Here is a 25,127-nt window from a genome sequence, read left to right as displayed (position 1 = left end):
AGAGAGCGGCGCCAATGGCGCCGTTTTTTTATGGTATTGAGTTTTAATTAATATTGAAATTATATCTTTCTTTAGCCAGGTAATTTTATTAACGGAAATGATAGGAATATATTTTATAGACTCGTTCAAAGTTTTAAGCATCTAAGCATCACAAAAAGCGTTGTAAGGAATTTTATCCGCCATTACTTTGTGACAGTGTAACACTGTTAGGCTCCAGAATCCGAAGCAATAAAATAGGTATAATTTAATGTGACCAAAAAAGCATATAAGCTCATCCAAATCTATTACCTCACAACTTCGGAGAACTGCCATTCTCCGAAGTTGTTGAATAAACGATCAAAGGTAGTAATAATACTTCTATTCAGACATAAAATTATATACGGCTATGGATTTATAAACAGTTAAGGATTTCGGATGAAAAGCTCGATTGCTCATTCTCGAAATGAAAGCGTCTCTTGGCGTTTTCGTTCAAATTATCCCGATCTAGAAACATTTAAAAATAATGTTGCTGATGCTATACGAAAAGGGAGCGATTATGAGGACATTGCTAACGATGCCTATTTCCAAAAGGCCGCCAGAGTTTTTCTGGATGAGTTTAAAAAAGAACAAGCTATGTTTGCACCTTCTACCCAAGTTCGCCTCGACCGAGCATGGTTGAAGTACCTTAGTTGGTGTGAACAAAAAAACAAACCTTCACTTCCCTCATCTCCGCAACTAGTAGCCGACTATCTAAAGTCTCGCGCAAAATATTGTCACAGAAATACGCTCAATGTTGAGCGTTGGGCAATTTCTATCATTCATCAAGCTGCTGGTTGCCCTGACCCAACCAGTTGCCTATTAGTGAAAAATACAATGCGAGGCATCGTTAAAAATAAAGTCCGTAGGGAAGATGAGCATATCCAACAAGCAACACCGTTTAAAGATCACCACTTGGATCGTATCATTGAGCTTTGGAAAGGAAGTAACTATCTACCGGACAAACGAAATGTTGCTCTATTATGCGTGGCTTATGAGTCAATGTTGCGCTCGGCTGAAATTGTTAACATAAAAGTTCAGCATATTACTATTAATAATGATGGCAGCGCCACGCTCGAAATCCCTTTCACCAAAACAAATCAAAGTGGTGATGGTAGTGAGTATGCGTACTTGAGCCCAGAGGCTGTTGAGTTGATTGAAGAGTATCTGAATAAAGCTGATATTGACCGTGATGATGGAGGTTATCTCTTTCGGGCAGTTAGTCGATTCAGTCGGGTACGTGAACCGAAAAGAGACTTTGAAACAAATGGAAAAATCCACAAACAGATGACCACACGTTCTATCGAAAATATATTTAAAAAGACATGGAATACACTAAATCCTAAAAAGAAAAGTTCCGTTGAGTATCGCGCCTTTAGTGCCCACTCAGCCCGTGTTGGTGCCGCTCAAGACTTACTCGAACAAGGTTTTAATTCGGCTCAGATTCGCCAAGCTGGGCGTTGGAAAAGCGATACTATGGTAATGCGATATGGCCAGCATATCTCTGTGAAAAAATCTGCAATGGCGTTAAGTCGAAAAGCTAGAAAGTACAATCTGACTAGTTCTTGATTTATTGAAAGTGCGTAATATCAGTCAAACATTGTCATATCTTTTTCTTAAAGTCACTCTGGTTAAGCCAAATATCTTGAGGTTATCTGAGGGGTTTATTCATAATAATAACTAAGAGGTCAATACTTTATATTTTTGCTCACGAAGCAGCCGTATAATTGTAATTACATTTACTGTAATTACGCTTAATTCCAATAATGTGCCGCCAATAGAGCCGATCAAGACGTTGTTGATAAGCCAACAGCAAGCTCCTGCCAAAAAGGCGAGTCGCATTTTGATACCTTGCAACATGAACACCGCAAAAGATCCAATCGCTGTACCGAATACAGGCCAAAGATCCCAAATGGAATCGGCGATGGCAATGCCAAAGCCAGAGCTTACTAATATAAATCCACCCGCAGCCCATGTTCGTGACACCTTATTGGGAGTTAGATAAAGAGCCGTCCCCGTTCTGAGGGCAGAAAGTAGTGAACTTAATGCGGAAATAACTGAGCCCATTAACAAATAATGGGTTAAATGATTGAGGTTTAAAATGAACATCACGATCTTTAAACGACGATCGTCTTTTTGATAAAAGGTAGATAAGCCTAAAGCAAAACTTACTAATCCAAAGGTTTGAGCGATAGAAAGCGGCTCGGAAAGAATACCCACCTGACAATTCCTTACAGATATAACACTAAGACCAATCGAAGTGATTGGTCTTTCATTACTACCCAAGTGTTTTGATGTTACTTGGGTATATACAGATTACTCTGAGGTATTAGTTCAGTATTGAACGAACAAAGTCTGAAATTATATCAACTTGACTGTTTTCAAACAGGCATTTCTGGAAACGTTCACCACGACATGCTGTACGAACAAGTTCAACATCGATTGCTTTCAAACCTTCTAGGTAATCTTTCGCAACAGCTTGTTTTACATCATTTAGGATTGCGGCGTTTTGTTGCTGAGGAATCGCACGCTCTATAGGGTAACCTTGACCACGCTCACAACCAGACTTCATCACTTTCTCGAAAATACCACGAACGTTAAGCTCAGCAGCCCAACCAAAGTTTTTTGCAAACGCTAGTGATAAGGCATTACCGTTGTTGATTTGGGTAAATAGGAATGCATCTGAAGGCTCTAAAGCGTAACCACACACAACGTTGGAGTGCGCGTTGCAAGCCATTAGAGCACCTTGCCCTGTACCACATCCTGTAAATACAAAATCCACGGCTTTTGCCGCTAGAAGGATAGAGGCTTGAATACCTAAATGAATATAAGTTAAGTGATTGTCTTCGGCGTCACACATACCCACGTTAAATACTTCATCACCACTTTGTGTTGCTACGTATTCAAGTTCTGTTAAAACAATTCCATTTTTAGCCGCTTGGCTATTTTCCATGGTTAAAGCAATTTTCATTTTTAATCTCAACTCATTGATTAGTAATTAAGTAACCTTTGGTATTAAAGTTGATGGGTTGTTGTCGTATCGATTTTAAACCCAAATCATTCGCCCATATCCAACAACCTATACCGCTTTGTCTGCCTTGAACCGTGAAAGTTCACGATAACTCATTTTCTTTCGATACTTTTCTATCTTCTACTTAGGCTAAAAGTCGCACGAAAATGACAAACTACTACTTTATAAAGCCTAAAAGAGCTTCTTCTCATAAAGAGGAGCCTTCAATTGGTTGTTAAATCAATTGACTACCTTTTGCAAGATAGTGCTATATGCTCTTATTTGAATTGGCCCACAGTCTCTGCGTTGAAGTTTAAAAACACTACCAAGCGCTCTTTTAAAGAGTGCAATGAGCAGTTGAATATCTGCGATTGCTTGAAAAAATATTTTAAATATTTCAGGCAAATCACTTTTTCCAGTATTCAAAATAAATATGGTTTGCTTGGTGGTCTACTTTCTCCACACTCTCTGGTAGCAATTTTTCAGCAACCGTGAACGAGAACTCAAACGCAACACCAAGACCTTTACCTGTAATGAATTTGTCATTAACGACGATTTTTTTGTCCACATATTTTCCGTCTGGGAATGCACTGATCAGGTTGTCACCAGTTGAGTATTCACGACCCTCTAACAGCCCATTCTTAGACAGTACTTTTGCAGGAGCTGAACACAACGCGCAGATCCATTTATCTAGTTCTATATGACGCTTAATAAACGAAAGGACCATTTCATTTTCTGTCATATTGTCAGTATTTTTTGGTCCGCCAACCATTGCGATTGCATCGTAGTTATTATCGAAACAGTTCGCTAGCGTATCATCCGCCGTGATACGCGTATGGAAGTACGTTGCTAGTTCCGTGGTTTCCATACAAGATAAAACGTCAACGTGAATGTCTAAACGTCTTAGGATATCAATAACGATCACCGCTTCTGCATCTTCAAAGCCATCCGCAAGTAATAAAGCAACGCGTGGCACTACAGTTTGAGAATCTGCCATGTTAATTAAGCTCCGATTTTCTTAATGGTTTCGATCGTGTTTTGTACGTTTTCAGCGATGACATTCCAGTCATTTTCTGTGATGCGATCAGCCGGTGCAATCCAAGTACCACCACAACATACTACTTCAGGGATGCTTAAGTAGTTACTTAGGTTGATGATATTCACACCGCCTGTTGGCATGAGTTCTAGACCTTTGTATGGACCAGTGAGCGAACGAAGCATGGCAACACCGCCAGACGCTTCTGCCGGGAAGAATTTCAGAGTATTCAACCCCATTTCTAGCGCTTGCTCAACTTGAGATGGTGAGTTAACGCCAGCGATAATATGGATATTATTTTCTAAGCAGTAACGAACCGTGTTTGGGTTAAAGCCTGGAGAAACCACAAAGTCTGCGCCAGAGTCTATGGCAAGTTTTGCTTGTTCTGCATTCAGCACGGTACCCGCGCAGATGATCATCTCTGGGTATGCTTCACGCATTAGACTAATAGATTTTGCCGCTGCGTCACTACGAAATGTAATTTCTGCAGCGGGTAGTCCATTTTCCACTAAAACTTTAGCTAGCGATGGTGCGTCTTTTGCGTTTTCAATTTGAATTACAGGCATCACACGAAGTTGACGCAGTTTAGTGTTCATTTCGTTAGTATTCATATTATAAACTCATCAGTGAGGTGATATAGCGAGTATTTTCTGTTGGAATAATGGCGCCTTTATGCTGGATGACTTCTGCAGCAAGCTTATTCCCCCAATGGCAACATTCCTTTAATGTACGACCCGTTGCCCATGCTGCTAGGAACCCTCCATTAAATGAGTCTCCTGCTGCAGTCGTGTCTACCACATTAGTGATAACGTTACCTTTTGCCACATTAGCGTTATGTTCAGAATCGCTGTACATAGCACCATCTTTACCTAACTTCACAATCATATCGCTTACACCAAAATTACGTAAGCGAGTGGTGAGAGCTTCAGGGCTGATGCTTTCACCAAGCAGCAACGCTTCGTCGTCACAGGTGACAAGTGCGATATCTGTTAAACGGTAGAGCTTTTCTAACCATTGGGTCGCATGCTCTTTACCTTGCCATAAGCGAGGTCGGTAGTTCGAATCTACGGCAATTTTTACTCCTTGCGCTTTGAGCACATGAAGAGAATCGAGCAGTATTTGTTTGTCTTCTTCTGGCAAAATCGCCAGTGAGATACCTGAAAGGTAAACAAGGTCGAATGAGGAAAGAGAGTTCATTACTGAAGAGTAGTGTTCATTTTGGCATAAGTAGCGCGCTGCAGAATCATTACGCCAATATTGAAAAGAGCGCTCTCCGTCATCGGCAAGCTCAATGGCATAAAGTGCAGGAAGTTTCTCTTCATTAGTCATGATTAATGAGCAGTCAATGCCCTCATTTTCCCATGCTGCTTTCATATGCTTACTGTAATTATCAACGCCAAGAACAGTAACATAGGCTGGATGAATTTCTGGTGCTAGACGTGATAGGTACAATGCTGTGTTGAGTGTGTCACCGCCAAAACGTTGCTCTTGGGTGGAAAATGCTTGACCAGATAGCTCAATCATACATTCACCAAGAATGGCAACTTTCTTATTTGAAAATGTCGTCATTAAGGTTGTATCCCAAAATTGAAAAAACCGATTGCGAACCCGAAAACCGCAACCGGTAAAGCACAATATAAACTCTGAGGGTGAGGCTTCGTGCTAAAATTGGTGGTTATAATTTATCTGCACTACGGCAAACATTGATCTTCGAGATGATAACATCGCGCATCGCTGCTTTCGGTGTGACATTGTAATGTCGAGGATCATTGGCATCAGGGTTTTCAATAAAGTACTGCTTTAAAGCGTTGGCATAAGCGATTTTTAACTCAGTCGCGACGTTAACTTTACAGATACCCAGTTCGATACCGCGAGTTACGTCTTCATCCGACACGCCGGATGCACCATGTAATACAAGAGGTATGTCTGTTTTTGCTCGGATCTCCCCTAAACGGTCAAAGTCTAAGCGTGGCTCTTCTTTGTACATGCCATGAGCTGTACCAATAGCAACCGCTAATGAATCAATACCAGTACGCTGAATAAATTCTGCCGCAGCAGTAGGATCTGTATACATAGCGTCTTTTACATCAACAACAAGATCATCTTCGATACCACCCAGACGACCTAATTCAGCTTCTACTGTGCAGTCCCATGCGTGACAGAATTGAACCACTTGCTTAACCAGCTTAATGTTTTCTTCAAACGGGAAATGCGAACCATCAATCATTGCTGATTTAACACCAGCTTCAACTTTATTGCGGATATCTTTCATTGATTCATGATGGTCGAGGTGAAGAGCAATAGGCATGTGGTAGCGGCGTGCTGCTGCTTTACAAATATTCACCACGTAATCGGTACCTGCGTAAGAATAAGTCCCAGGCGTACCTGCTAGAATAACTGGTGAACGCATTTCAGCCGCGGTATCAAGTACCACTTGTATAGTTTCGAGATTGTGAATGTTAAATGCAGGAACCGCGTAACCGCCTTCTTGCGCTTTACGTAGCATATCCTGAGTTGAAACTAAAAACATGATAAGACCCTTTAAGCTTTCGATAACTTTCGCAAGTATAACCGAAAGATGCTGAAAGTTAACAGATCGAGATCACAGTTTTATGGTGCTAGAAAAAATTTGACATTTTTGAGCTGTAGCTCGTAATTCCTTTTCTCAAAAGGTTATTTTTAGGTCTAAAGGCCCTTCCCAACACCATTTCTTTGCCTTTATCGACGGCGCCTTGCGCCTCTAAACGTCGACTCATTGGGGTTTGAGTTTGGGTATATTCCTGTTCAAAAATAACTACAACCTCTTTCGTTCTTTTGCATCCAGTAATAAAAGCATCAATAGAAGAAATTCGAAACGAAAAGTCTTTTTTCTCTATTTCGAGTAGCTCATCTTCAGCCAACCATAGCCCGCATCGGTCGCCACAATAGAGCGCAATGTTTAAAGCACGTAACGACCATAAGCTACTCGCCGGGCCACTGTAATTGTCTGTAAGACGAGCATCATTTGTGAATAAGCCTTGTGTTGGTACACCGTTCTTAAGCGAGCCATTGGCAATAAAGTATTCAAAGTTAGTCTGCAACGCTCGCTTCACCTCACCCGAATTAAGTGAAACATTACTGTCGCTCTGTACGTCAAGGGTCGCAATAAGAGGAGCTGTTGCAGCTAATCGATAACACGCACTTCGCCCAAAAAACGGTAAGCCTTGCGGTGTGAACAAGTAACGAAATTTACTAGAGAATTCACACAGGTTACGTCGAATGTAATCTCGGTCAAACTCTGGGTTAATTTGGTTTATCCAATACAGCGAGTAGTGAAAGCCCCAAGCATTATAAAAATCGTAGTTTCCTTTGGCGCCATCACGAAACCACCCTTCGCCAACGTTAAACTCTTTCACTCGTTCATAACGCCAGGTGTCAACACTCTCTTTGCCTGTTAGCGATTGGATGACAAGTTGAACGGTGACAGGAAATAGATGCCAGTTATTATCGACGACTTGAATATTATTCACTTGCTCAAACCAAGTAATGACTTGAGCTTTTTCGCTCTGATTAAAGGTATCCCATACGCGATCTTTGCTTGCCCACAGCGCGAGTGCAAGATCTGCACTTTCACAAGTACGCTGATCGTAATCTTGGAGAGCTCCCCAATATCCTTTGTGTTTTGGGTTTGTACCAGCAATAAAGGCCTGTTTTAACCAGCGAATGACGTCTAACTTTCGCGCGTAAAACGGGTCGTTGTGTTCAAGCGGATGCTGCGTTGCCCAGATGGCAAGCGTCGGTAAAACGCGACTACAGCCTTCCATTGCATCCATGCGCGCACCTTGCTGGCTAGGCATTCCAGGGTAATAAGCGTGAGTAAAATCATCGACACTGTAGTAAGCAAAGGCTTCGGCAATATAGTCAGCGAAATGTTCACACTGGGACTTAAGGCTTAACGATGTGTCGCTAAATATTTTTTGAATTTTAGCGTCGTTTTTAGTAAATGCTTTTTTACTGCGCAGTAGTTTGCTTATGTGTTGGCGAAACGTCCGCCAATAAAGTGCCAAGTCTGGATGTTCATAGGGAATGACCGGTCTTTCTGTGGTTTTAATGACTTTCTTCATAGAGTACCTACACAAAAAGGCCCCTTTAAGGAGCCTTTATTTTGTATTCGTTGAATCAAAGGCTTCATTACGGAATGAAGACTTGACCACTATTTCGCTGACTCAGTCAGAATTTGGTAGCGGTCTTGACCCCAGCCCATTGGAGCGGGTTTTGTTTTGATCCACTCATAAAACGCGGCTTTCATCTCATTGACTTTTTCAGGGTGCTGTTTTGCCACGTTTTGCGACTCTGACACATCTTGTGAGTAGTGATATAACTCGTACTCATGCTTGCCATCATCATAAAAATGCAGGGACCAATCTTGATCTTTAATCGCCCACTCACCGCGAGATTTGCGTTCTACGTAAGGGCTTGGCTCTACATTGGGTTGTTTATAAGTGATCCAGTCCCAGTACTGTGACCAGAAAGCGTCGTTTTTCTCTGCATCATAGTGGAATGCACGAGGGCCTGCCCAGTATAGATATTGGTGCGGCTTATTACGCTCCCCTTTCATGGTTGGAAGAATATCAACGCCATCGACTTTCAACTCACTAGGAATATCAATGTCGGCTGCACTCAATGCCGTTGGTAGAATATCCATGGCCGATACTAAGGTATCGTTGGTGCTGCGCTCTGGTAACACACCTTTCCAGTGTGCAATGAATGGTACGTTAACACCGCCACGGTAGCGTTGACCTTTGTATGCTTTGTTCATGCCGTTACGAGGCATCGGAGATTCACCCACGGCGCCATTATCCGACAAGAAGAAAATGAGTGTATTTTCGTACTCACCTGTTTCTTTTAGCTTATCGATAATTTGGCCAATACCTTCATCAGACGCATTGATGTGCGCATAGTACTTATCGACTTCCACGTTACCCGTATCGAACTTACTCATGTATTTATTCGGAGCAGGCTGTTCCAATGGAATATGCGGTACGGAGTAAGCCAGATTGATAAAGAACGGTTTATCTTCTTTCTCAGCTTTATCAATGAAGTTCAGCGCTTTATTGGTCAGATTATGCGTGAGGAAGCCCCACGCGGTGATGTTCTCATAGTTACGGAAAACGGCTGGTGAGTTGTAAACGGCAGCACCAGAGGCAAAGTATGAGTATGAGTAATCAAAGCCGCGATCATTAGGGAAAAAACCTTTTTCAGGTTTTGAGATTTCATTATCGTGGTAGTCACGCGTTCTTTGGTTCTCAGGTACCTTGGTTTTGGTGATCTTGGCGTTGTGATATTTACCAATATTTGCTGTGGCATAACCATTTTCCTGGAACAGCTCAGGAAGCATTGTGACATCAAGTGGCACACCATGGTGTGCGTCATCATTACTGTAGATACCGAAGCTGTGTGGGAAGCGTCCAGTTAAAATCCCTGCGCGTGATGGGCCACAGACTGGCGTCGCAACGTAAGCATTGGTCATGCTTACCCCTTCTTTCGCCAGTTGCGTCACGTTAGGCATGGCCCGTTTTGCCGCGTCATAAGCTTTGTCGAAATCGACTTTATAACGATCAGAGACAAAACGTTTCTTCAGCACTTCTTTTTCGATTTCACCCATCGCAAAATCAAGCTGCTGTTTACCCAAGTCGTCCATGACAATCACGAGTACGTTAGGTTGCTCGTCTGCGGCAATGGTATGCATTGGCGCCGCGATACATGCAGCCCCAACTATCCCTGCAAGCACGCTCTTTTTAAATGACATGATTAACCTCTTAACGGTTGTAAAATTGCGCCATCATCGGCATAACATCAGAGGCGAAGCCACCGCGACGGATAGCTTCTGACATGTGATGCATTGCAGGCGCTGTATGTGTGAAAATCGCTTTGTAAGATGGGCATAAATAGTTCTGACGATGATGCTCACCTTCAATGACATTGATGCGATGTTTTGGGCAACCGCCGTAGCACAGCTCTTGAACATTACAATTCAGACACTCACTGGTTAGTGTTCTGGATTTATCAAGACCAAAGTTCCGTTGCTGCTTACTTAAAGCTAGTTGTTTGATGTTCGTCTGCATCATGTTTCCGAGGCGATTGTCGTCGTAAACATAGTGGTCACAGGAGTACATATCGCCATTGGCTTCGATTATCATCGCCTGACCACAGTTTTTAGCCTGGACACAGACCGAAGCAGAATGTCCCATCCAGCAAGCTAAAATGCTGTCGAACATACGCACGTATACCTTACCCACATCGTTGAGAATCCACTCGTTAAAGACGTCGACCATGAACTTGCCGTAGCCTTCGGCAGGTACGGAGAAAGGTGCTAACTCGGCATTTTCAACCGGTGAGTAGGATTGCACTCCTTTGTTGCATTCTGGGCGAATTTCGACGATAGGAATAAACTGCAGGAACTGAGAGCCGAGATCTTTTAATGCATGGTACACCTCTTTCCCTTTGTCCCAGTTTTCATCATTGATGACGGTTAAGGTGTTAAATTCGACGTTGTACTCTTTAAGCAAATCGATCGCTTGCTTAACACGTTCAAAAGTCGGTTTACCATTGATCGATACGCGATATTTATCGTGAATATCGGCTGTGCCATCGACCGAAACGCCAATCAAGAAACGATTTTCAGCAAAGAATTCCGCCCACTGGCGGTTAATGGCAATTGCATTGGTTTGAAAGCTGTTGTGGATAGTTTTTCCGTTGGCAAACTGCTTTTGAAACTGAACCACTTTTTTAAAAAAATCCAATCCAGCCAAGGTCGGCTCTCCGCCTTGCCAAGCAAAATCAACCACATCGGCATCTTGAGAATCGATGTAATCGCGAACATAACGTTTGAGCACACTATCACTCATCAGGTCTTGATTACCTGAACTCGGCGTGTGAATGGTGTCTTCTTTTTCTAAGTAAAAACAGTAGTCACATTTCAAGTTACAACGGTAACTGACGGGCTTAGCCATCATGTGAAAGTGTGTGGGTTTGCCTTTAGACATTGTGGCCTCCACGGAAGCGGTTCTTTAACAGGGAATATACGTGAAATGGAAGCGACGACCAATGTTTTAGATCACAAAGCGAAATAAAACAAAAGTTTTTAATTCTTATACGAAAGCATTTATAGCAATATAAAAGAAAGTGTAAGCATAATTGGTGTTAATTCATGTCAGCGTTCTTTCTAAGGTCTGTGTTTATTATTGCTAGTGTAGTATCGGCTCCTTTTACATATGCCAATACCTCACCACTGCAATCCACCATTATCAGCTTCGAAGAGCCCACGGTACCTGTGTTTGTTAGCCATGGCGAGATAAGTAAAAAGCGCGCAATTATGGGCGAGCAATCGTTACTTTGGAAATGGCGAACTGGCGATACCCTTACCATTAACAAGCGCATCCAACGCTACACTAACAAACAAGCAAAAAAGGCGTTTGGCAAGAAAGCGACCCAAGTCATTTCATTTTGGATCTATAACGAGGCACCGTTAGAACAGTCGATGACCTTGTTGCTTTCAAAGCAAGGCCATAGTCCAAGTGAAAAAGCGATTGATCTGAATTTTAAAGGATGGCGCGCCTTTGGGTTATCTTTGGATAGTGACTTTGAGCAACCCGTCACTAAAGAGCTCGATACGATTCAGTTTGTCGCACCAAATCATGAATCTGGTGAACTATTTATTGATAGAGTAATGTTTTCTATCGATGATGGTCGTTATCAGTGGTCGGATTATCACGTCAAAAATAGAATGAACGGTCGTTTTCCAGAGATCGACTTTAGCTTGCCTACCTCTTTACCCGATGTTACCGAGCAACAAACTCAAGCGCTGAAGGTTATCAAACAAAGAACCATCCAATTACTCGCAGACAGCAACATCAAACTTCCTACTCTACGAACTAAATTTGAAGACTACCAAATACGAGAAGTCGATGGCGTGATCCGTGGTCGGCATATTCTCACTGATAAGCAGCAAGTTATTTATAACTCACGTTATCTTCTTTCTCACGATCTAGAAGATTTCAAAGAGTACGCAATTTTAGGAAAGAAAGACCAGTTCGGGATAATTAAACACCTAGGTTACTCCGATCTCATGCTTGATATCGCTAGTCGTTATGTGAAAACAAAAAAAGCGCAAGAGCGTACGACGCTATCAGAAATGTACCTCCTCATGAGCAAACATTTGATTGACCAAGGTTTTGCAAAAGGCAGCAGTCTAGTCAGCACCCATCACTGGGGTTATTCATCACGAGGTTGGTACTCTTCTGCGTTGTTGATGCAAGATGTGTTGGAGCAGGACGGTTTGCTGCCAGAAGTCTATGACGCTTTGCTTTGGCACGCGCGCGAGTTTAAAGCCAGCTTTGATATGGAAATAAAACCGCAAAGCTCAAATTTAGACTACTTCAATACTTTATCGCGCCAGCATTTAGCGCTCATCTTACTCAACCCAGATGAAAAAGAACGTGTTGCCTTGATGGGTAAATTTGGCCGTTTTATCACCCAAGCGTTAGCACAAACACCGCCATCGTCTTTTGATGGACTTCGTGACGATGGTACCGCCTATCGCCATATGGGGCATTACCCCAATTATGCATTTCACGGATTTGATCATATCGCGCAAGTGATTTACGCCCTTCACGGTACTGAGTTTGCGGTGCAAAAACCAGGGTTAGATAAACTGAGAAAAGCCATGATCGCCGGTTGGATTTATTCAAATCCTGTGGTGCCCATGGGTATTTCAGGACGTCACCCTTTCGATGATTTAAGCGTTAAACGTTACGCGCAAGGCATGAAGCTATTAGCTAAAAGCTACCCTCAACTTGATGAAGAGTTAGCTTCGATTTATCTGCAAATCAGAGGATTACCACAAGAAAAAAGTCAAAAACACTTTGGTAAAATCATCGCACCTACCGTGTTACCCGAGGGAAGTTGGTCTTTCAATGGTGGGGCGTTTGCCGTGCACCGACACGGAACGCAGATGGCCTTCATGAAAGGGTATAACGATGTAGTGTGGAGCTCTGAAATTTACACTCGCGACAATCGTTACGGCCGTTATCAAAGCAATGGCAGTGTCCATGTCATGCCTTATGGCGAGTTAAAAGTGCACGGCTATCAACAAAACGGTTGGGATTGGGCTCGTAACCCAGGCGCGACCGGAATCAAAGTCGATTTAGATAAGCTCGAAAGTTTCACCCGTGATTCTTTGATGATGTATTCAAAGGAAGGCAAAAGCGCCGCTACCTCTTTATATTAAAAAACACACCATCTTTAGTCACAAACACGTTGAGCGTAAATACCCCCACTTGGACTCAACATTCCGTGCTAATAAGCATGTGTTGGCGACACACGACAAAGCGAGCAGCGTCAATATAAATGGCCATCTGCACACGGACACCAACTTAGACATCACACTGAGCAATAGCGATTGGCTTATTGACGCCAATAATGCGGGTTACTTGCTTCTTGATGTGGATCCAGTCCGAGTGACTCGCGGCGTACAGTATTCACGCCATAACAAAACAAAAAAAGCAACTCAAGGTGAGTTCATTACCGCTTGGATCGATCACGGAGTGAACCCAACTGACGCCCATTATGAATATGTGGTGGTGATGAATGCCACAACCGAGGAAATGAAGCAGTTAGCGCAGCGTTATCAAAACCCAACTAGTGTTGTGGCCACAATTCCTAGCGAAATCATAGAGACGAGTAATAAGCATCATCTTGTTAGAGTGAATGACTTATATGGGTACAGTGCTTTTAGCGCAGCCCATTTTCACCATGGTGTACTTCAAGACATCAACCAGCCAGCTCAAGTTTTAACGCAAAAACTAGCAAATGGAAACGTAAAACTCAGTGTCTCCGCCATGGATTTAAACCTCGTAAAAGAATGGGCCTACGGACCAACCACCGCACCTAACAAACCGGTCATCATTGAATTGACTTTACGTGGCAAGTGGCAGATAGACCACTCCATTACTCATCATTACACCGATAACACAACCTTAGTGACGATTCCGAGCTTATTTGGCGCCGCCACCGAGTTTGAAATCAAACCTTCGCAACAGATTTAAATGACTTGAGACATGTTTCTCACTTGGATACTTCGATGAAAACAGCAAACTTCCTACCCTTAAGCAAAGTCACACTGTTACTTTCAAGTGCTTTAATGGCACAAAATGCCTTTGCTACTCTTACGCCAACGATTCTTAGCTTTGAAGAAAGCAGCATACCAACGTGGATTAATAGTAACGCCACCACGGTCTCCGTCAGTAATAGGCGTGCTATCTTAGGTGAACAATCACTCCTATGGCAGTGGAAAGCCAGTGAAGATCTAGTTATTAGTAAAACATTCACCCGTTACACGGATGCCGAAGCGCGTGCACTCTACGGTAGTTCAGCCACGCAAATTATTTCTTTTTGGCTGTATAACGAAACGCCAAGCGCCTCTCCTGCCACACTGACGTTAGCCAATCCTGATGGTGCTTACCTTCGTAGAACAACCATTAATTTAAACTTCACTGGTTGGCGTAATGTGACTTTGTCACTAAACAATGATTTCACACCATCGGTTCCAAACAAATTTGGCCAAATCATGCTGAGTGCGCCAAGCACTGGCTCTGGTAATTTATATATTGACCGTATTATGGTTTCCATTGATGACAGTCGGTATCAGTGGAGTGATGATCAAGTCACCACGCGTTACCCTGTCGAAGAAATCAATTTCGGCCTACCAGAAAGTTTGCCAATGGCTACGAGCGCAGAACTGGCCGCCATCGAGCAAATTAAAACCAGATTCATGCAAAAGATCGGGACGGGCAGTACTAACATTTCTGGTTTAGAAAACAAGTTCAATCAATTTAATATTACAAAACAACCTGATGGCACGATTACAGGTCGCCATCTTATTACCGACCCGCAACAAACACCTTACCAACCGAAGTACCTCTCTAGTCAAGATAAAGTAGACTTCGATGAGTATGCCCTCCTTGGTGAAGGTGATAAATACAACACAAAAATTACGGGATATGCTCAGTTAATGTTTAATCTGGCTAAGGCGTATCAAAACCCTCTTGCGAACAAAGATCGCATTGCTGAAATGTACATCCTTATGACGGAGCATATGTTCGACCAAGGCTTCGTCGATGGTAGTGCGCTAGGCACAACCCACCACTGGGGTTACAGCGGTCGTTGGTGGTACCTATCTGCATTGTTGATGGAAGATCCGCTACGTGAAGCTGGTCTACTAAATAAGACCTACCGATCTTTACTGTGGTTTTCTCGTGAATTCCGCGATCGTGGTTTTGAAATGAATGTCACTCCAAGCAGTACGGATATGGACTTTTTCAATACCCTGTCGCAGCAAAACCTGGCGATGATATTACTCAACCCAAATGAGAAAGAAAAAGTCGCCCTGCTGCATAAGTACGCTAAGTTCCTCTCTGCAACCATTGATCGCAATCCTCCGGGCTACAATGATGGTTTTCGACCTGACGGTACCGCATGGCGACACAAAGGCAACTATCCAGGCTATGCCTTTCCTGCCTTAAGCAGCATCGGTGATCTCGCTTATCTAATGAAAGGTGATGAGTTTGGTTTCAACACCGGAGCTCTCGATACGATTAAAAAAGCCATGATCTCCGCTTGGATTTACACCAATCCGACGGTGCCTTTAGGTATCGCAGGTCGTCACCCATTTACAGGGTTATCAGTAAAAAGTTTTGCTGAAAGCATGAAAAATGTTGCCCTTAGCTACCCAACGCTAAATAAAGAGCTAGCGAGTATCTACCTGGCAATCACCAACAAAAGTGCCGCTCAAAGTGTGGCTATTTTTGGTCAATCTATTACCCCGGCAATCTTGCCTGAGGGTAGTTGGTCCTTTAACGGAGGCGCCTTTGCCGTTCACCGAATGGGGGAGCGTATGGCGGTGTTCAAGGGGTATAACCAAGACGTTTGGTCTTCAGAAATCTACACCAACGATAACCGCTATGGTCGTTACCAATCACACGGCTCAGTGCATGTCATTCCTCATGGCGATCCTGTTGCTCATGGTTACGAACAAGAGGGTTGGGATTGGAACCGCAACCCAGGATCAACGACGATTCATTTGCCAATCGACGAGCTTGAAAGTCCGCGTTCCTCTACCCTGATGGTGCGCTCTGATGAGGGGTATTCAGGCGCGACGTCGTTAGAGAATCAATACACTCTATTTAGTTTTAAACATAAAGCTCCGCAAAATTTAAGTCGTTTTGAGCCAAGCTTTGAGATGAACAAACATACGTTAGGCTCGGAGAAGTTTATCTACTTAACGGGTAATAACATCAGTAATCTGGATGGCAAAAATCGCACTGAAACTACCCTCTTTCAGTTAGCAATACGTTCAGGAAAAGGGATAAATATTAATGGTATTTCTTACACGGGTAGTATGCTAAACAAAACATTACAGTCAGGAGATTGGATTGTCGATGACAACAATGTGGGTTACTACCTTGTTAATACTGATCCGGTAAAGGTCTATCGCGGAGCTCAAACTTCAAAGCATAATAAAACCAAAGCGGTAACCAAAGGTAACTTCTCGAGCGCTTGGATAGACCATGGTGTTGCACCGATTAACAATCGGTACGAATACATTATGGTGATGGAAACCACACCACAAGAAATGGCGCAACTAGTTACATCATTTAAAGCGCAACCACGTTTCAAGACATTACAAAGTAATGAAATGCTTCAAGTTGTGAAAGACACAGAATCCAACCTCTTTGGTTACACCAGTTTTGGGGATAATACCTTTAATCAAGGTTATCTCATTCATGTAAACAAGCCGTCTCAAACACTACTTCGCGTAGATGAATTGCAGCAAAAAATGGTGTTATCAGGTGCATCACTGGATCTTAACTACCAGAAAGATGTAGATAATCAACTAAGACCAGACCTAACAACCGGCCCTGATCCCGTCCAAATCACTTATACAATAAAAGGAAAATGGCAACTTTCGGCCGGTGAAGCGCATGCCGCGATCTCAGGAAATGACACAATGGTGACATTGACCAGTGACTTTGCCATACCACAAGAGGTAACGCTAACGACTACGAGTATACCTCTGATCCCACTAGAACCATCTACTCCCACACAACCGGTAGAACCTGATTTACCACTTACACCATTAGAACCGTCACTCCCGGTAGATCCGGAGGAACCGACAGTACCAACATTACCATCCTCAGGTGACAGTGGTGGTTCTACATCACTATTGCTTACGTTTGGATTAGGATTATTGGGATTATTCCGCCGCCAACGTTAAATGAAGCGAGACTAATAAAAAGCGCCAATTTTGGCGCTTTTTTATCTTCTATCTCGCTATTTAATCAGTTTGCAGGTACCAAAAGGTTTTGGGTTATGGAACGCAGGTTTTGGAAGTTTGGGATCATTCCAAGCAATCCAACCCATATCGATACCACTTTTTGTCTTAGTAAACTCAGCACGCATCAGAGCACAAATAAGTTCTGTTTTATCTTTATTTTGCCACAGTTGCATATTCGTTAATGTGCTAATTGGAATAGAACCTTCAACCAAGTAACCATAATCGGTTAATTTAGAACTGGTTTTAACTCCTTCCCATTTGTATTCTACTAAAGAAGTTCGCTTGTTAATTTTTGCATCAAAAACACCTACTGCACTATATATTTGATCTTCAGCATCAATTTCCATCGTATAATATTTTTCTAGCCCATTATTCTTTGCCAAAAATATTTCAACACGGTCAGAATCCAAAGCACCTCGCTCACCTTCACCAATAGTGACATGTTTATCACTTACGCGGTAACGGAAATAAATTGCTTCATTATCCCACACGGCTTTAAACTCAGTCGCTGGGGCTAATTTAGTATCCCAAGGGAATGTGAACTGAGTCAGTGTTTCCGCTTTATCCCAAGCGCTATCTGCTTCAATTGCATCAATAACAGGCGACTTATCTACATGTTGAATCAAATAAGTGTCGCCTGAATAAGCAGCTGAAGAGAAAAAAACAGAAGCAATCGTAATTGCGAGTAATTTTTTCATAAACATTCCTAAATTATTTACATAGTAAAGATAAATATATTTCACATTATAATGAAAAATTATCAACAAGTAATTTTTAAAACTTTGAACGAGTCTATAAAATATATTCCCATCATTTCCGTTAATAAAATTACCTGGCTAAAGAAAGATATAATTTCAATATTAATTAAAACTCAATACCATAAAAAAACGGCGCCATTGGCGCCGCTCTCTCTTTCCCGTCAGTGCTGCGTAATTAAGCCAGCTTCGACACTTCAATCGCCGCCAAAATAAACGCCCCAGCCCCGTAATCGATATTGTGCTCAAACTGCACATCACGCGGGTTAAACGCCGGCAACTGTACCCAGCCAATCATGCCGTTGTCGTGAATCGCCGTTTCTAACGCCGCCCACGCTTTTTGTACGATTGGCAGGTAAATAGCTTCATCGAGAAAACCTTGGTTTATCCCCCACGACAGACCGAAAGTGAACAGCGCGGTCGCGCTCGATTCTGGTGCCGGGAACGAGTCCGGATCCAATAAGCTGGCACGCCAGAAGCCATCGTCGTGTTGGTATTTCACCACTTCTTTGGCCAGGTTAACGAATAAGGTGCGGTAGCACTCGCGCTCGTCAAAGTGCTCTGGCAAACGCTCGAGGATGCGTGGCACGGCGGCGAGCATCCAGCCAAGACCTCGTGACCAAAACACTTTTTCACCATTGGCTTCACGAAACTCGCTGCCACCATCGCCAAATTCGTTGCGGTACTTTTGCCCCACTTCGGTTGGCATATAACGGTAGTCACGGTAATACAGACCCGTGTCAGCATCGTACAGGTGATTCACCGAGTCCCAGAACGCGGTGTGCATGTAGTTGACGTATTTGTCGTCACCCGTTTCACGCGACAGTGCCGCAAACGCCGGCGGGGCCATGAATAGGGAATCCACCCACCACCAGTCGCGGTGACCCGGTTTCGGATCGTTGACCATGATGTCCAACGCTTTGATGGTCGGCTCAAGTGCTTCTGGTACGTTAACGGTTGGGTACACGTCTAGGTACGCCTGTGTGCATACGTGGTCGTCGGCGAAGCGCGGGAACGCGCCAGTACGAAAACCGGTGTGCAGGGTGTAGTTCATCACCCCGTCAAGGTACTCTTGGTCTTCGGTCGCTTTCCAAGCGGCGGCGACGGTAGACCAAAAGACACCGCGCTCCCAGTCGGTGTCTTTGATGAAGCGCGTGGCGCCGCTGCGGCGGATCACGCTGCGCGTTTGGTTCGCCGCTTGATAGCGATAAACGCGTTTCATCTGATCCAGTACCTGCGCTTTATTCAGTGTCATGTCGACTCCTTATTAGCGAGCGAGCCAACCGCCATCGACCGCGAGGGTGTAGCCAGTGACGTAGTTTGAGGCTTCTGAAGCGAGGAAGGTGACCGGGCCTTGCATGTCCGTTGGCAGACCCCAACGACCCGCAGGAATACGCTCTAAGATCGCTTGGTTGCGCTCAGCGTCAGCACGCAGGGCTTGAGTGTTGTTGGTCGCCATGTAACCTGGGGCAATGGCGTTGACTTGGATGTTGTGACCAGACAGCTCGGTTGCCAATGCGCGAGTGATGCCCATGACGGCCGATTTTGATGCCGTGTAAGAGATCACGCGGATACCGCCTTGGAACGACAGCATGGAGGCGATGTTGATGATTTTGCCGCCTGACTGTTGCGCGATGAAGTGTTTCGCCACCGCTTGAGAGAGGAACACGACGGCTTTTTGGTTGATGGCGATCACGTCGTCCCAGTTCTCTTCTGAGAAATCAATTAGGTCTTCACGACGGATGATCCCCGCGTTGTTGACTAAGATATCAACGCGACCCATGGTTTCAACCGCTTGGTCGACGATCTCTGTCAGCGCGGCCTTGCTTGAGTTGGCGATCAGGTTGGCGTTGATGTATTCAAAGCGGCGACCTTCGGCTTCGATCATCGCTTTGGTTTCTGGTGCGTCAACGTAACCAATGCCTAACACGTCAGCGCCGGCTTTCGCCAGGCCCACTGCCATACCTTGGCCCAGACCAGTATCACAACCCGTTACAATCGCGACTTTTCCAGTTAAATCGAATATTTTCATGATGTGTTTCCTTTAAAATTGCTCTCAAGCTCGGTTGTCATCGAGGGATGAGCGTGAGAGCCTGTATTGATATCAAGAATGGAAGTCAGGCAAAGCCGGACTTATCGTAGATCTGACATGGCTACGTGGTCCATGTCATCAAAGGTCTGGTTTTCACCACACATCGACCAAATAAATGAGTAGGCAGCCGTCCCCACGCCAGAGTGAATAGACCAACTTGGTGAAATTACGGCTTGTTTTTCGCGCATCACGATGTGACGCGTTTCAGTTGGCTCACCCATGTAGTGGAACACGACGTTGTCATCACTCATATCAAAGTACAAGTACACTTCCATGCGGCGCTCGTGCGTATGACATGGCATGGTGTTCCACAATGAGCCCGGATGCAGCTGGGTCAGGCCCATGGTCAACTGACACGTTGGCAGTACCGAGGGGACGAGGTATTTATTGATGGTGCGCACGTTGCAGTTTTCTGCGTTACCCAGAGTGACCTTTTCCGCCTCATCTAGGGTAATTTTGCGCGTTGGGTACGCATGATGCGCCGGGGTGGAGTTCATATAGAACTGCGCCGGAGCACTGGCATCAACGCTTTCAAACGTGACGTCTTTGGCGCCCATACCAATGTAGAGGGCTTCGCGCGGGGCAATGGCATATACTTCGCCGTCTACGGTAACTTTACCCGCTTGACCGAGGTTGATCAGACCCAGTTCACGACGCTGCAGAAAGTACTCCACACCTAACGCTTTACCCGCGGCTAAAGCAAGCGGACTTTGCATGGGTACAATCCCACCAAAGATGATGCGATCGATGTGAGAATAGGTCAGTGTTATCTCACCGCTCACAAATACCGAATCGACAAGAAACTGTTCACGCAGCTCAGCGGTATCGAGCGTTTTCGCGTGTGTACTGTGAATGGGTTGACGAATATCCATTAGGAAACCTCATTATTCTTTAATTTCAAATGCCCACTGCCCTTGGATTAAGGTGCGGTGAACGCGCAGTTGATCGTCCATGACGACCAAACTGGCATCGAAACCTGCGGCAATCGACCCCAAGCGGTGGTCGAGCCCTAGGTAACGCAGCGGGTACCAAGGTGCTCATTTGCACGGCTTCCCAAAGGGGAACCCCGGCATCAAACACCATGGTACGTAAGGCTTTATCCAGACTGCAGGTACTCCCAGCCAAGGAGCCGTCTTCAGTCACGGCGTTGCCGTCGGTAACGGTGACGGTTTGCGCACCTAACACGTAATCCCCGTCTGGCATGCCACCGGCACGCATACAGTCGGTGATCAGGGCTATTTTCTCGTGTCCTTTTATACGGTACGCCAGATTCATCATCACCGGATTGACGTGCACGCCATCGGCGATGATTTCGGCCAGCATATCGTGGTATAACACCGCGCCAGAACAACCTGGCTCACGGTGATGCAACCCCAACATGCCATTAAATAAATGCACGCCACAGTCAACACCATGCTGATGCGCTTCGGTCACCTGTTCAAATGTGGCACTGGTGTGCGCCACGCTGACTTTGATCCCCTGCGCCACTAACCAGTCAATCACCGCCATCGATCCTTCGTACTCCGGTGCTAAAGCGACGCGCAGTAAACTATCACCGGCCGTGGCTTTTAACTGCTCAAGTTCATCTAATGTGGCCGCTTTTAAAAATCGCGTGGGATGGGAGCCACGGAACGGTTCGGTAAAATATGGTCCTTCTAAGAAAGAGCCCACCAATTCCGCGCCGCTTTGCTTTTCTTGTTGCATGAACGATTTCACGCCACGGAGCGCGGCTTGGATTTCATCCATGGGCGCGGTCACGGTGGTACCACACCAGGCGACAACGCCAGTTTTCTGGCAAGGCATCGCTGATGGTTTGCAACGCCTGAGGCGTCGCATCCATCACATCACAGCCAGCACGACCATGAATGTGAATGTCGACAAAGCCTGCCATCAAAGATTGGCCCTCAAGGCGAATGACCTCGCAGTCACTAGGCACAGTCTTCGTGACCGACTCAATTTTACCGCCATTGACGATAACCGCCCTATCGAGCTCGACCCCTTGAGGAGTGAACACTTTGTCGGCTAATAAAGCAAAACGCATCATTACAGGCCGTCGTCGTCGTCAACCGTGGTCGCACTGATTTTCGCGATAGCCTGACGCATGGATTGCATCGTAGAACCGCCGATCTCCAAGATCGTTTCTACCAAATCATCTAAGTTGCTGCCATCACGCTCAAAAGCGGCATTGGCAATCATTGCTAAGTTCACACCGGCAATGATTTCCACGCTTGGAGTATCGAGCATGATGTTCATCGCGCGGTTGCACGGTGAGCCACCGACAACGTCACACAAAAACAGAACCCCATCACCCGTGTGGACCGCTTGAGCGGCTTGACGTAAATCGGCTTCCAAATCGTCGGTAGACATCGACTCTACGAAGTCCACGAACTTAAACTGTTCTTGCTCACCCGCGATGGCTTGGAATGCCGACTGCATACCGGTTGCGAAATTGATGTGGCCTGAAACAACAATACCAATCATGTAAAATTCCTTAAAAAAACAAGGGGAAGTACGCACCTCCCCTTTGGTCAAACTTAGAGAATACCGAGGTAATGGCCTACGACACCAAAGGCAAGCGTGCCAAAAATCAGTACCGGTGGTTTAGCAAAGAACCCTTTGCCGCGCACCATTTTGAACATGAAGAACACCAATGCCAGTGGCAGTAGGTTCGGCATGATTTTGTCAAACAAGTCGGCTTGTAACGATACCGCTTTACCGCCCATCTCGAGCTCTAACGTGGTATTGACTTTGATGAAGGTGGCCGTCAAGGCCCCAATCACAAACAGACCCATGATATTGGCGGCGCGCGCTAACTTCTCGGTCACGCCACTCATAGCGCTCATCGCTTTCGCGCCCGCGTTATAGCCAAGGAACATCAAACCAAAATACGCTAAGAAGTGTGGGATTTGGTAAAGAACGAAGAACACAAACGGACCAGCAATAGACCCATCAGCGGCAATCGCGGCGCCCAGAGCCAAGGTCAATGGCATTAGCGTCATATGGTCAAGTGCATCACCAATCCCACCTAAAGGCCCCAGACCCGCCACTTTTACGGCGTTGATGGTGCTTGGTTTTTCTTTGTTCTCTTCCATCGCCACCGATAGGCCTAGCAAGAAGGTGAACAGTTTTGGCGAGCTGTTGAAGAACTGAAGGTGGTTCTTCATCGAAGTCGAAAAGTCACGTTTGTTGTTACCGTGAATTTTTTTCAGCGCTGGGATCATTGAGTACGCGTAACCGCCAGCCTGCATACGTTCGAAGTTGAAGTTGCCTTCCATGAACAGACCACGTAGCGCGCACATCACAAGCTCACGCTTGGTGATGACTTTACGCACTTCGCTGTCTTGGTATGCATCTATCTCGTCAGTGAAACGTTCTGCTTGCTCCGCTTCTTTTGGAAGTGTGTCTATATTAGATACCGTCGTCATCGTAATTCTCACTTTGCACAGAGTTATTGCTTGCGACTGTTTCGGCTTGGTTGCCAGTCATGAAGTAGTAAAGGACCGCGGCTGAGCCACCGAGTACTGCCACCGCCATGATTGGCAGTTTCAGATACGTGGTCATCACGAAACCAATGAAGAAGATCCCCGCCATTTCTTTGTTCCACATCACTTTGAGAAGCATGGCAAAACCGATAGCTGGTACCATTTTCGCGCCGATACCCAAACCTTCGAGTAGCATGGTTGGTGCGTTTTCATCAATCCACTGCGCCGCGTGCTCACCAAAGTAAACTGTGATGAACGCGACCACTGAAGTACATGGTGGCACGAGCGGTCAAAATGCTGATCAATAAGAAGTCAATACCGCGAGAATCACCACGCTCGGCGCAGTCGTCCGCTTTACCCATGGCAAACGATGACATAGCGAAGAAACCGATGATCAACATCTGCATCATAACTGCGATCGGCATGCCCACACCCATCGCAATTTCAGGGGATTGGTTAGTCATGATGGCAAACGCCACCGCGGCAATCGTCCCCATGGTCACATCTGGCGGCTCAGCCCCCGCGTTTGGCACTAAGCCAAGCCACGCTAATTCAAGGACCGCACCAGTCATCAGACCCAATTCAAGATCACCCATGATAAGACCGATAACCGGACCGGTGATCAGCGGACGGTGAATGTTCAAGGCAACATCGTATTCGTCGATACCACACAGGAACGCCCACGCCGCAACAAGCATTGCTTCAAATAGCATTCTCTCTTCCTTAATCAGAGCCGGGATAGGTTTCCCTATCTCGGCGGTTGAAAATTACGCGCTCGCTGTCGCCAGCTCTAACACCTCGACCGGATCTTGGTCAGGCGTGTTTTGGATAGTGGATTCCACATTGCATGCCGCTATGCGCTCAAACGCGGCAATGTCCTTGTCATCGACTGAAACGGTTTTAGTGATTTGTCTTTTACCTTCGTGGAAGTGCATGTTGCCCACGTTCACGTTTTTGATTGGTACTCCGCCTTCAATCAGACGTGCCACATCCGTTGGGTTTGAGCATACGATGAAGATTTTTTGCTCTGGTTTGGCTTTGCCAATAATGGCACACAGCTTGTCGACGGAGTAAAACGAGGTTTTGAACTCACCGCCGGCTGAAGCGCGCATCGCCGCTTGAGAAAAATCAGCCGTTGGGCCTTCGGCCACATCGTCGTTGCACACGATACAAGTGTTGGCGCCAGAGGCAGGCATCCAAGTGATTTTCACTTGACCGTGCAATAGACGCTCGTCGATTCGACACCATACGATATTCGCAGACATAATATTGAAACCCTCAGTTATTCTTCAAATTGGTGGATGGTCACGCCTTACACGACACGGTTGACTTCGCCCGTTGGGCAGGGATTATCCGGTGTAATTG

20 protein-coding genes and 2 pseudogenes are annotated in these 25,127 nt (G+C 45.2%); 4 read left to right on the top strand and 18 right to left on the bottom strand.

Annotated features, from left to right (window positions below):
- Positions 1-414: 414 nt before the first annotated feature.
- The gene (locus AC3D28_RS20020) at positions 415-1,584 is read left to right on the top strand and encodes a tyrosine-type recombinase/integrase (protein WP_488536881.1); all 1,170 of its coding nucleotides are present in this window, start codon (positions 415-417) and stop codon (positions 1,582-1,584) included.
- A 111-nt stretch (positions 1,585-1,695) separates the two neighbouring features.
- Here AC3D28_RS20020 and AC3D28_RS20015 read toward each other — a convergent pair whose 3' ends face one another.
- The 9 genes from AC3D28_RS20015 to AC3D28_RS19975 all read right to left on the bottom strand — a co-directional run bounded on the left by AC3D28_RS20015 (position 1,696) and on the right by AC3D28_RS19975 (position 11,086).
- Positions 1,696-2,235 (bottom strand): YgjV family protein, encoded by a 540-nt coding sequence (locus AC3D28_RS20015; protein ID WP_488536880.1) that lies wholly within the window; start codon positions 2,233-2,235, stop codon positions 1,696-1,698.
- Between the two features lie 109 nt (positions 2,236-2,344).
- The gene (locus AC3D28_RS20010) at positions 2,345-2,986 is read right to left on the bottom strand and encodes an RpiB/LacA/LacB family sugar-phosphate isomerase (RefSeq protein ID WP_488536879.1); all 642 of its coding nucleotides are present in this window, start codon (positions 2,984-2,986) and stop codon (positions 2,345-2,347) included.
- Between the two features lie 445 nt (positions 2,987-3,431).
- Positions 3,432-4,022 (bottom strand): DJ-1/PfpI family protein, encoded by a 591-nt coding sequence (locus tag AC3D28_RS20005; protein ID WP_488536878.1) that lies wholly within the window; start codon positions 4,020-4,022, stop codon positions 3,432-3,434.
- A gap of 5 nt (positions 4,023-4,027) precedes the next feature.
- On the bottom strand, positions 4,028-4,672 hold the full coding sequence (locus AC3D28_RS20000; RefSeq protein WP_488536877.1) for a bifunctional 4-hydroxy-2-oxoglutarate aldolase/2-dehydro-3-deoxy-phosphogluconate aldolase: 645 nt from the start codon (positions 4,670-4,672) through the stop codon (positions 4,028-4,030).
- A gap of 1 nt (position 4,673) precedes the next feature.
- Entirely contained in the window at positions 4,674-5,630 is a 957-nt protein-coding gene (locus AC3D28_RS19995) for a sugar kinase (RefSeq protein WP_488536876.1), read from the bottom strand.
- Positions 5,631-5,736: 106 nt separating this feature from the next.
- The gene (locus tag AC3D28_RS19990) at positions 5,737-6,591 is read right to left on the bottom strand and encodes a tagatose bisphosphate family class II aldolase (protein ID WP_488536875.1); all 855 of its coding nucleotides are present in this window, start codon (positions 6,589-6,591) and stop codon (positions 5,737-5,739) included.
- 88 nt (positions 6,592-6,679) lie between these two features.
- Positions 6,680-8,164: a DUF2264 domain-containing protein gene (locus AC3D28_RS19985; RefSeq protein ID WP_488536874.1), complete on the bottom strand. Its 1,485-nt coding sequence runs from the start codon at positions 8,162-8,164 to the stop codon at positions 6,680-6,682.
- A gap of 89 nt (positions 8,165-8,253) precedes the next feature.
- Complete coding sequence (locus AC3D28_RS19980; RefSeq protein ID WP_488536873.1) at positions 8,254-9,849, bottom strand: sulfatase family protein; 1,596 nt, start codon at positions 9,847-9,849, stop codon at positions 8,254-8,256.
- Between the two features lie 10 nt (positions 9,850-9,859).
- A complete protein-coding gene (locus AC3D28_RS19975; protein ID WP_488536872.1) occupies positions 9,860-11,086 on the bottom strand; it encodes an anaerobic sulfatase maturase in 1,227 nt (408 codons plus the stop codon).
- A 164-nt stretch (positions 11,087-11,250) separates the two neighbouring features.
- Between AC3D28_RS19975 and AC3D28_RS19970 the strand changes: the two genes are divergently transcribed.
- Genes AC3D28_RS19970 through AC3D28_RS19960 form a run of 3 tightly spaced genes read left to right on the top strand, consistent with a single transcriptional unit; the run spans position 11,251 to position 17,373 of the window.
- The gene (locus AC3D28_RS19970; protein ID WP_488536871.1) at positions 11,251-13,329 is read left to right on the top strand and encodes a chondroitinase family polysaccharide lyase; all 2,079 of its coding nucleotides are present in this window, start codon (positions 11,251-11,253) and stop codon (positions 13,327-13,329) included.
- A gap of 49 nt (positions 13,330-13,378) precedes the next feature.
- Positions 13,379-14,146, top strand: coding sequence for a polysaccharide lyase family 8 super-sandwich domain-containing protein (locus AC3D28_RS19965; RefSeq protein WP_488536870.1), 768 nt, complete (start codon positions 13,379-13,381; stop codon positions 14,144-14,146).
- A gap of 35 nt (positions 14,147-14,181) precedes the next feature.
- On the top strand, positions 14,182-17,373 hold the full coding sequence (locus tag AC3D28_RS19960; RefSeq protein ID WP_488536869.1) for a chondroitinase family polysaccharide lyase: 3,192 nt from the start codon (positions 14,182-14,184) through the stop codon (positions 17,371-17,373).
- Between the two features lie 56 nt (positions 17,374-17,429).
- Here AC3D28_RS19960 and AC3D28_RS19955 read toward each other — a convergent pair whose 3' ends face one another.
- The 9 genes and pseudogenes from AC3D28_RS19955 to AC3D28_RS19915 all read right to left on the bottom strand — a co-directional run bounded on the left by AC3D28_RS19955 (position 17,430) and on the right by AC3D28_RS19915 (position 25,030).
- Positions 17,430-18,131 carry a carbohydrate-binding family 9-like protein gene (locus tag AC3D28_RS19955; protein WP_488536868.1) on the bottom strand — a complete coding sequence of 234 codons (702 nt, stop codon included), beginning with the start codon at positions 18,129-18,131 and terminating at the stop codon, positions 17,430-17,432.
- A 235-nt stretch (positions 18,132-18,366) separates the two neighbouring features.
- Positions 18,367-19,443: a glycoside hydrolase family 88/105 protein gene (locus AC3D28_RS19950; RefSeq protein ID WP_488536867.1), complete on the bottom strand. Its 1,077-nt coding sequence runs from the start codon at positions 19,441-19,443 to the stop codon at positions 18,367-18,369.
- A 12-nt stretch (positions 19,444-19,455) separates the two neighbouring features.
- On the bottom strand, positions 19,456-20,220 hold the full coding sequence (gene kduD, locus AC3D28_RS19945) for a 2-dehydro-3-deoxy-D-gluconate 5-dehydrogenase KduD (protein WP_488536866.1): 765 nt from the start codon (positions 20,218-20,220) through the stop codon (positions 19,456-19,458).
- 101 nt (positions 20,221-20,321) lie between these two features.
- Entirely contained in the window at positions 20,322-21,152 is an 831-nt protein-coding gene (gene kduI, locus AC3D28_RS19940; protein ID WP_488536865.1) for a 5-dehydro-4-deoxy-D-glucuronate isomerase, read from the bottom strand.
- Positions 21,153-21,164: 12 nt separating this feature from the next.
- Positions 21,165-22,321 (bottom strand): annotated as a pseudogene (gene nagA / locus AC3D28_RS19935) (N-acetylglucosamine-6-phosphate deacetylase).
- Positions 22,322-22,323: 2 nt separating this feature from the next.
- A complete protein-coding gene (gene agaF / locus AC3D28_RS19930) occupies positions 22,324-22,761 on the bottom strand; it encodes a PTS galactosamine/N-acetylgalactosamine transporter subunit IIA (RefSeq protein WP_488536864.1) in 438 nt (145 codons plus the stop codon).
- 53 nt (positions 22,762-22,814) lie between these two features.
- Positions 22,815-23,705 carry a PTS system mannose/fructose/sorbose family transporter subunit IID gene (locus tag AC3D28_RS19925; protein WP_488536863.1) on the bottom strand — a complete coding sequence of 297 codons (891 nt, stop codon included), beginning with the start codon at positions 23,703-23,705 and terminating at the stop codon, positions 22,815-22,817.
- Positions 23,689-24,475: pseudogene (agaW, locus tag AC3D28_RS19920) on the bottom strand (PTS N-acetylgalactosamine transporter subunit IIC). Before agaW ends, AC3D28_RS19925 begins: the two are co-directional and overlap by 17 nt.
- Before the next feature lie 54 nt (positions 24,476-24,529).
- The gene (locus AC3D28_RS19915) at positions 24,530-25,030 is read right to left on the bottom strand and encodes a PTS sugar transporter subunit IIB (protein WP_488536887.1); all 501 of its coding nucleotides are present in this window, start codon (positions 25,028-25,030) and stop codon (positions 24,530-24,532) included.
- Positions 25,031-25,127: the final 97 nt, after the last annotated feature.

The sequence above is a fragment of the Vibrio sp. TAP-3B genome (genome assembly GCF_057784735.1).
Note: the sequence above shows the minus strand (reverse complement) of the source record. Positions and strands in the feature narration are given on the sequence as shown.

Bases quoted from the DNA above. Each gene is read 5' to 3' on its own strand.
- AC3D28_RS19925 (WP_488536863.1), bottom strand. From the start codon at position 23,705: ATGACGACGGTATCTAATATAGACACACTTCCAAAAGAAGCGGAGCAA.
- AC3D28_RS19990 (WP_488536875.1), bottom strand. From the start codon at position 6,591: ATGTTTTTAGTTTCAACTCAGGATATGCTACGTAAAGCGCAAGAAGGC.
- AC3D28_RS20000 (WP_488536877.1), bottom strand. From the start codon at position 4,672: ATGAATACTAACGAAATGAACACTAAACTGCGTCAACTTCGTGTGATG.
- AC3D28_RS20020 (WP_488536881.1), top strand. From the start codon at position 415: ATGAAAAGCTCGATTGCTCATTCTCGAAATGAAAGCGTCTCTTGGCGT.
- AC3D28_RS19985 (WP_488536874.1), bottom strand. From the start codon at position 8,164: ATGAAGAAAGTCATTAAAACCACAGAAAGACCGGTCATTCCCTATGAA.
- AC3D28_RS20010 (WP_488536879.1), bottom strand. From the start codon at position 2,986: ATGAAAATTGCTTTAACCATGGAAAATAGCCAAGCGGCTAAAAATGGA.
- AC3D28_RS20005 (WP_488536878.1), bottom strand. From the start codon at position 4,022: ATGGCAGATTCTCAAACTGTAGTGCCACGCGTTGCTTTATTACTTGCG.
- kduI (WP_488536865.1), bottom strand. From the start codon at position 21,152: ATGGATATTCGTCAACCCATTCACAGTACACACGCGAAAACGCTCGAT.
- AC3D28_RS19950 (WP_488536867.1), bottom strand. From the start codon at position 19,443: ATGACACTGAATAAAGCGCAGGTACTGGATCAGATGAAACGCGTTTAT.
- AC3D28_RS19995 (WP_488536876.1), bottom strand. From the start codon at position 5,630: ATGACGACATTTTCAAATAAGAAAGTTGCCATTCTTGGTGAATGTATG.
- agaF (WP_488536864.1), bottom strand. From the start codon at position 22,761: ATGATTGGTATTGTTGTTTCAGGCCACATCAATTTCGCAACCGGTATG.
- AC3D28_RS19970 (WP_488536871.1), top strand. From the start codon at position 11,251: ATGTCAGCGTTCTTTCTAAGGTCTGTGTTTATTATTGCTAGTGTAGTA.
- AC3D28_RS19960 (WP_488536869.1), top strand. From the start codon at position 14,182: ATGAAAACAGCAAACTTCCTACCCTTAAGCAAAGTCACACTGTTACTT.
- kduD (WP_488536866.1), bottom strand. From the start codon at position 20,220: ATGAAAATATTCGATTTAACTGGAAAAGTCGCGATTGTAACGGGTTGT.
- AC3D28_RS19975 (WP_488536872.1), bottom strand. From the start codon at position 11,086: ATGTCTAAAGGCAAACCCACACACTTTCACATGATGGCTAAGCCCGTC.
- AC3D28_RS19980 (WP_488536873.1), bottom strand. From the start codon at position 9,849: ATGTCATTTAAAAAGAGCGTGCTTGCAGGGATAGTTGGGGCTGCATGT.
- AC3D28_RS19955 (WP_488536868.1), bottom strand. From the start codon at position 18,131: ATGAAAAAATTACTCGCAATTACGATTGCTTCTGTTTTTTTCTCTTCA.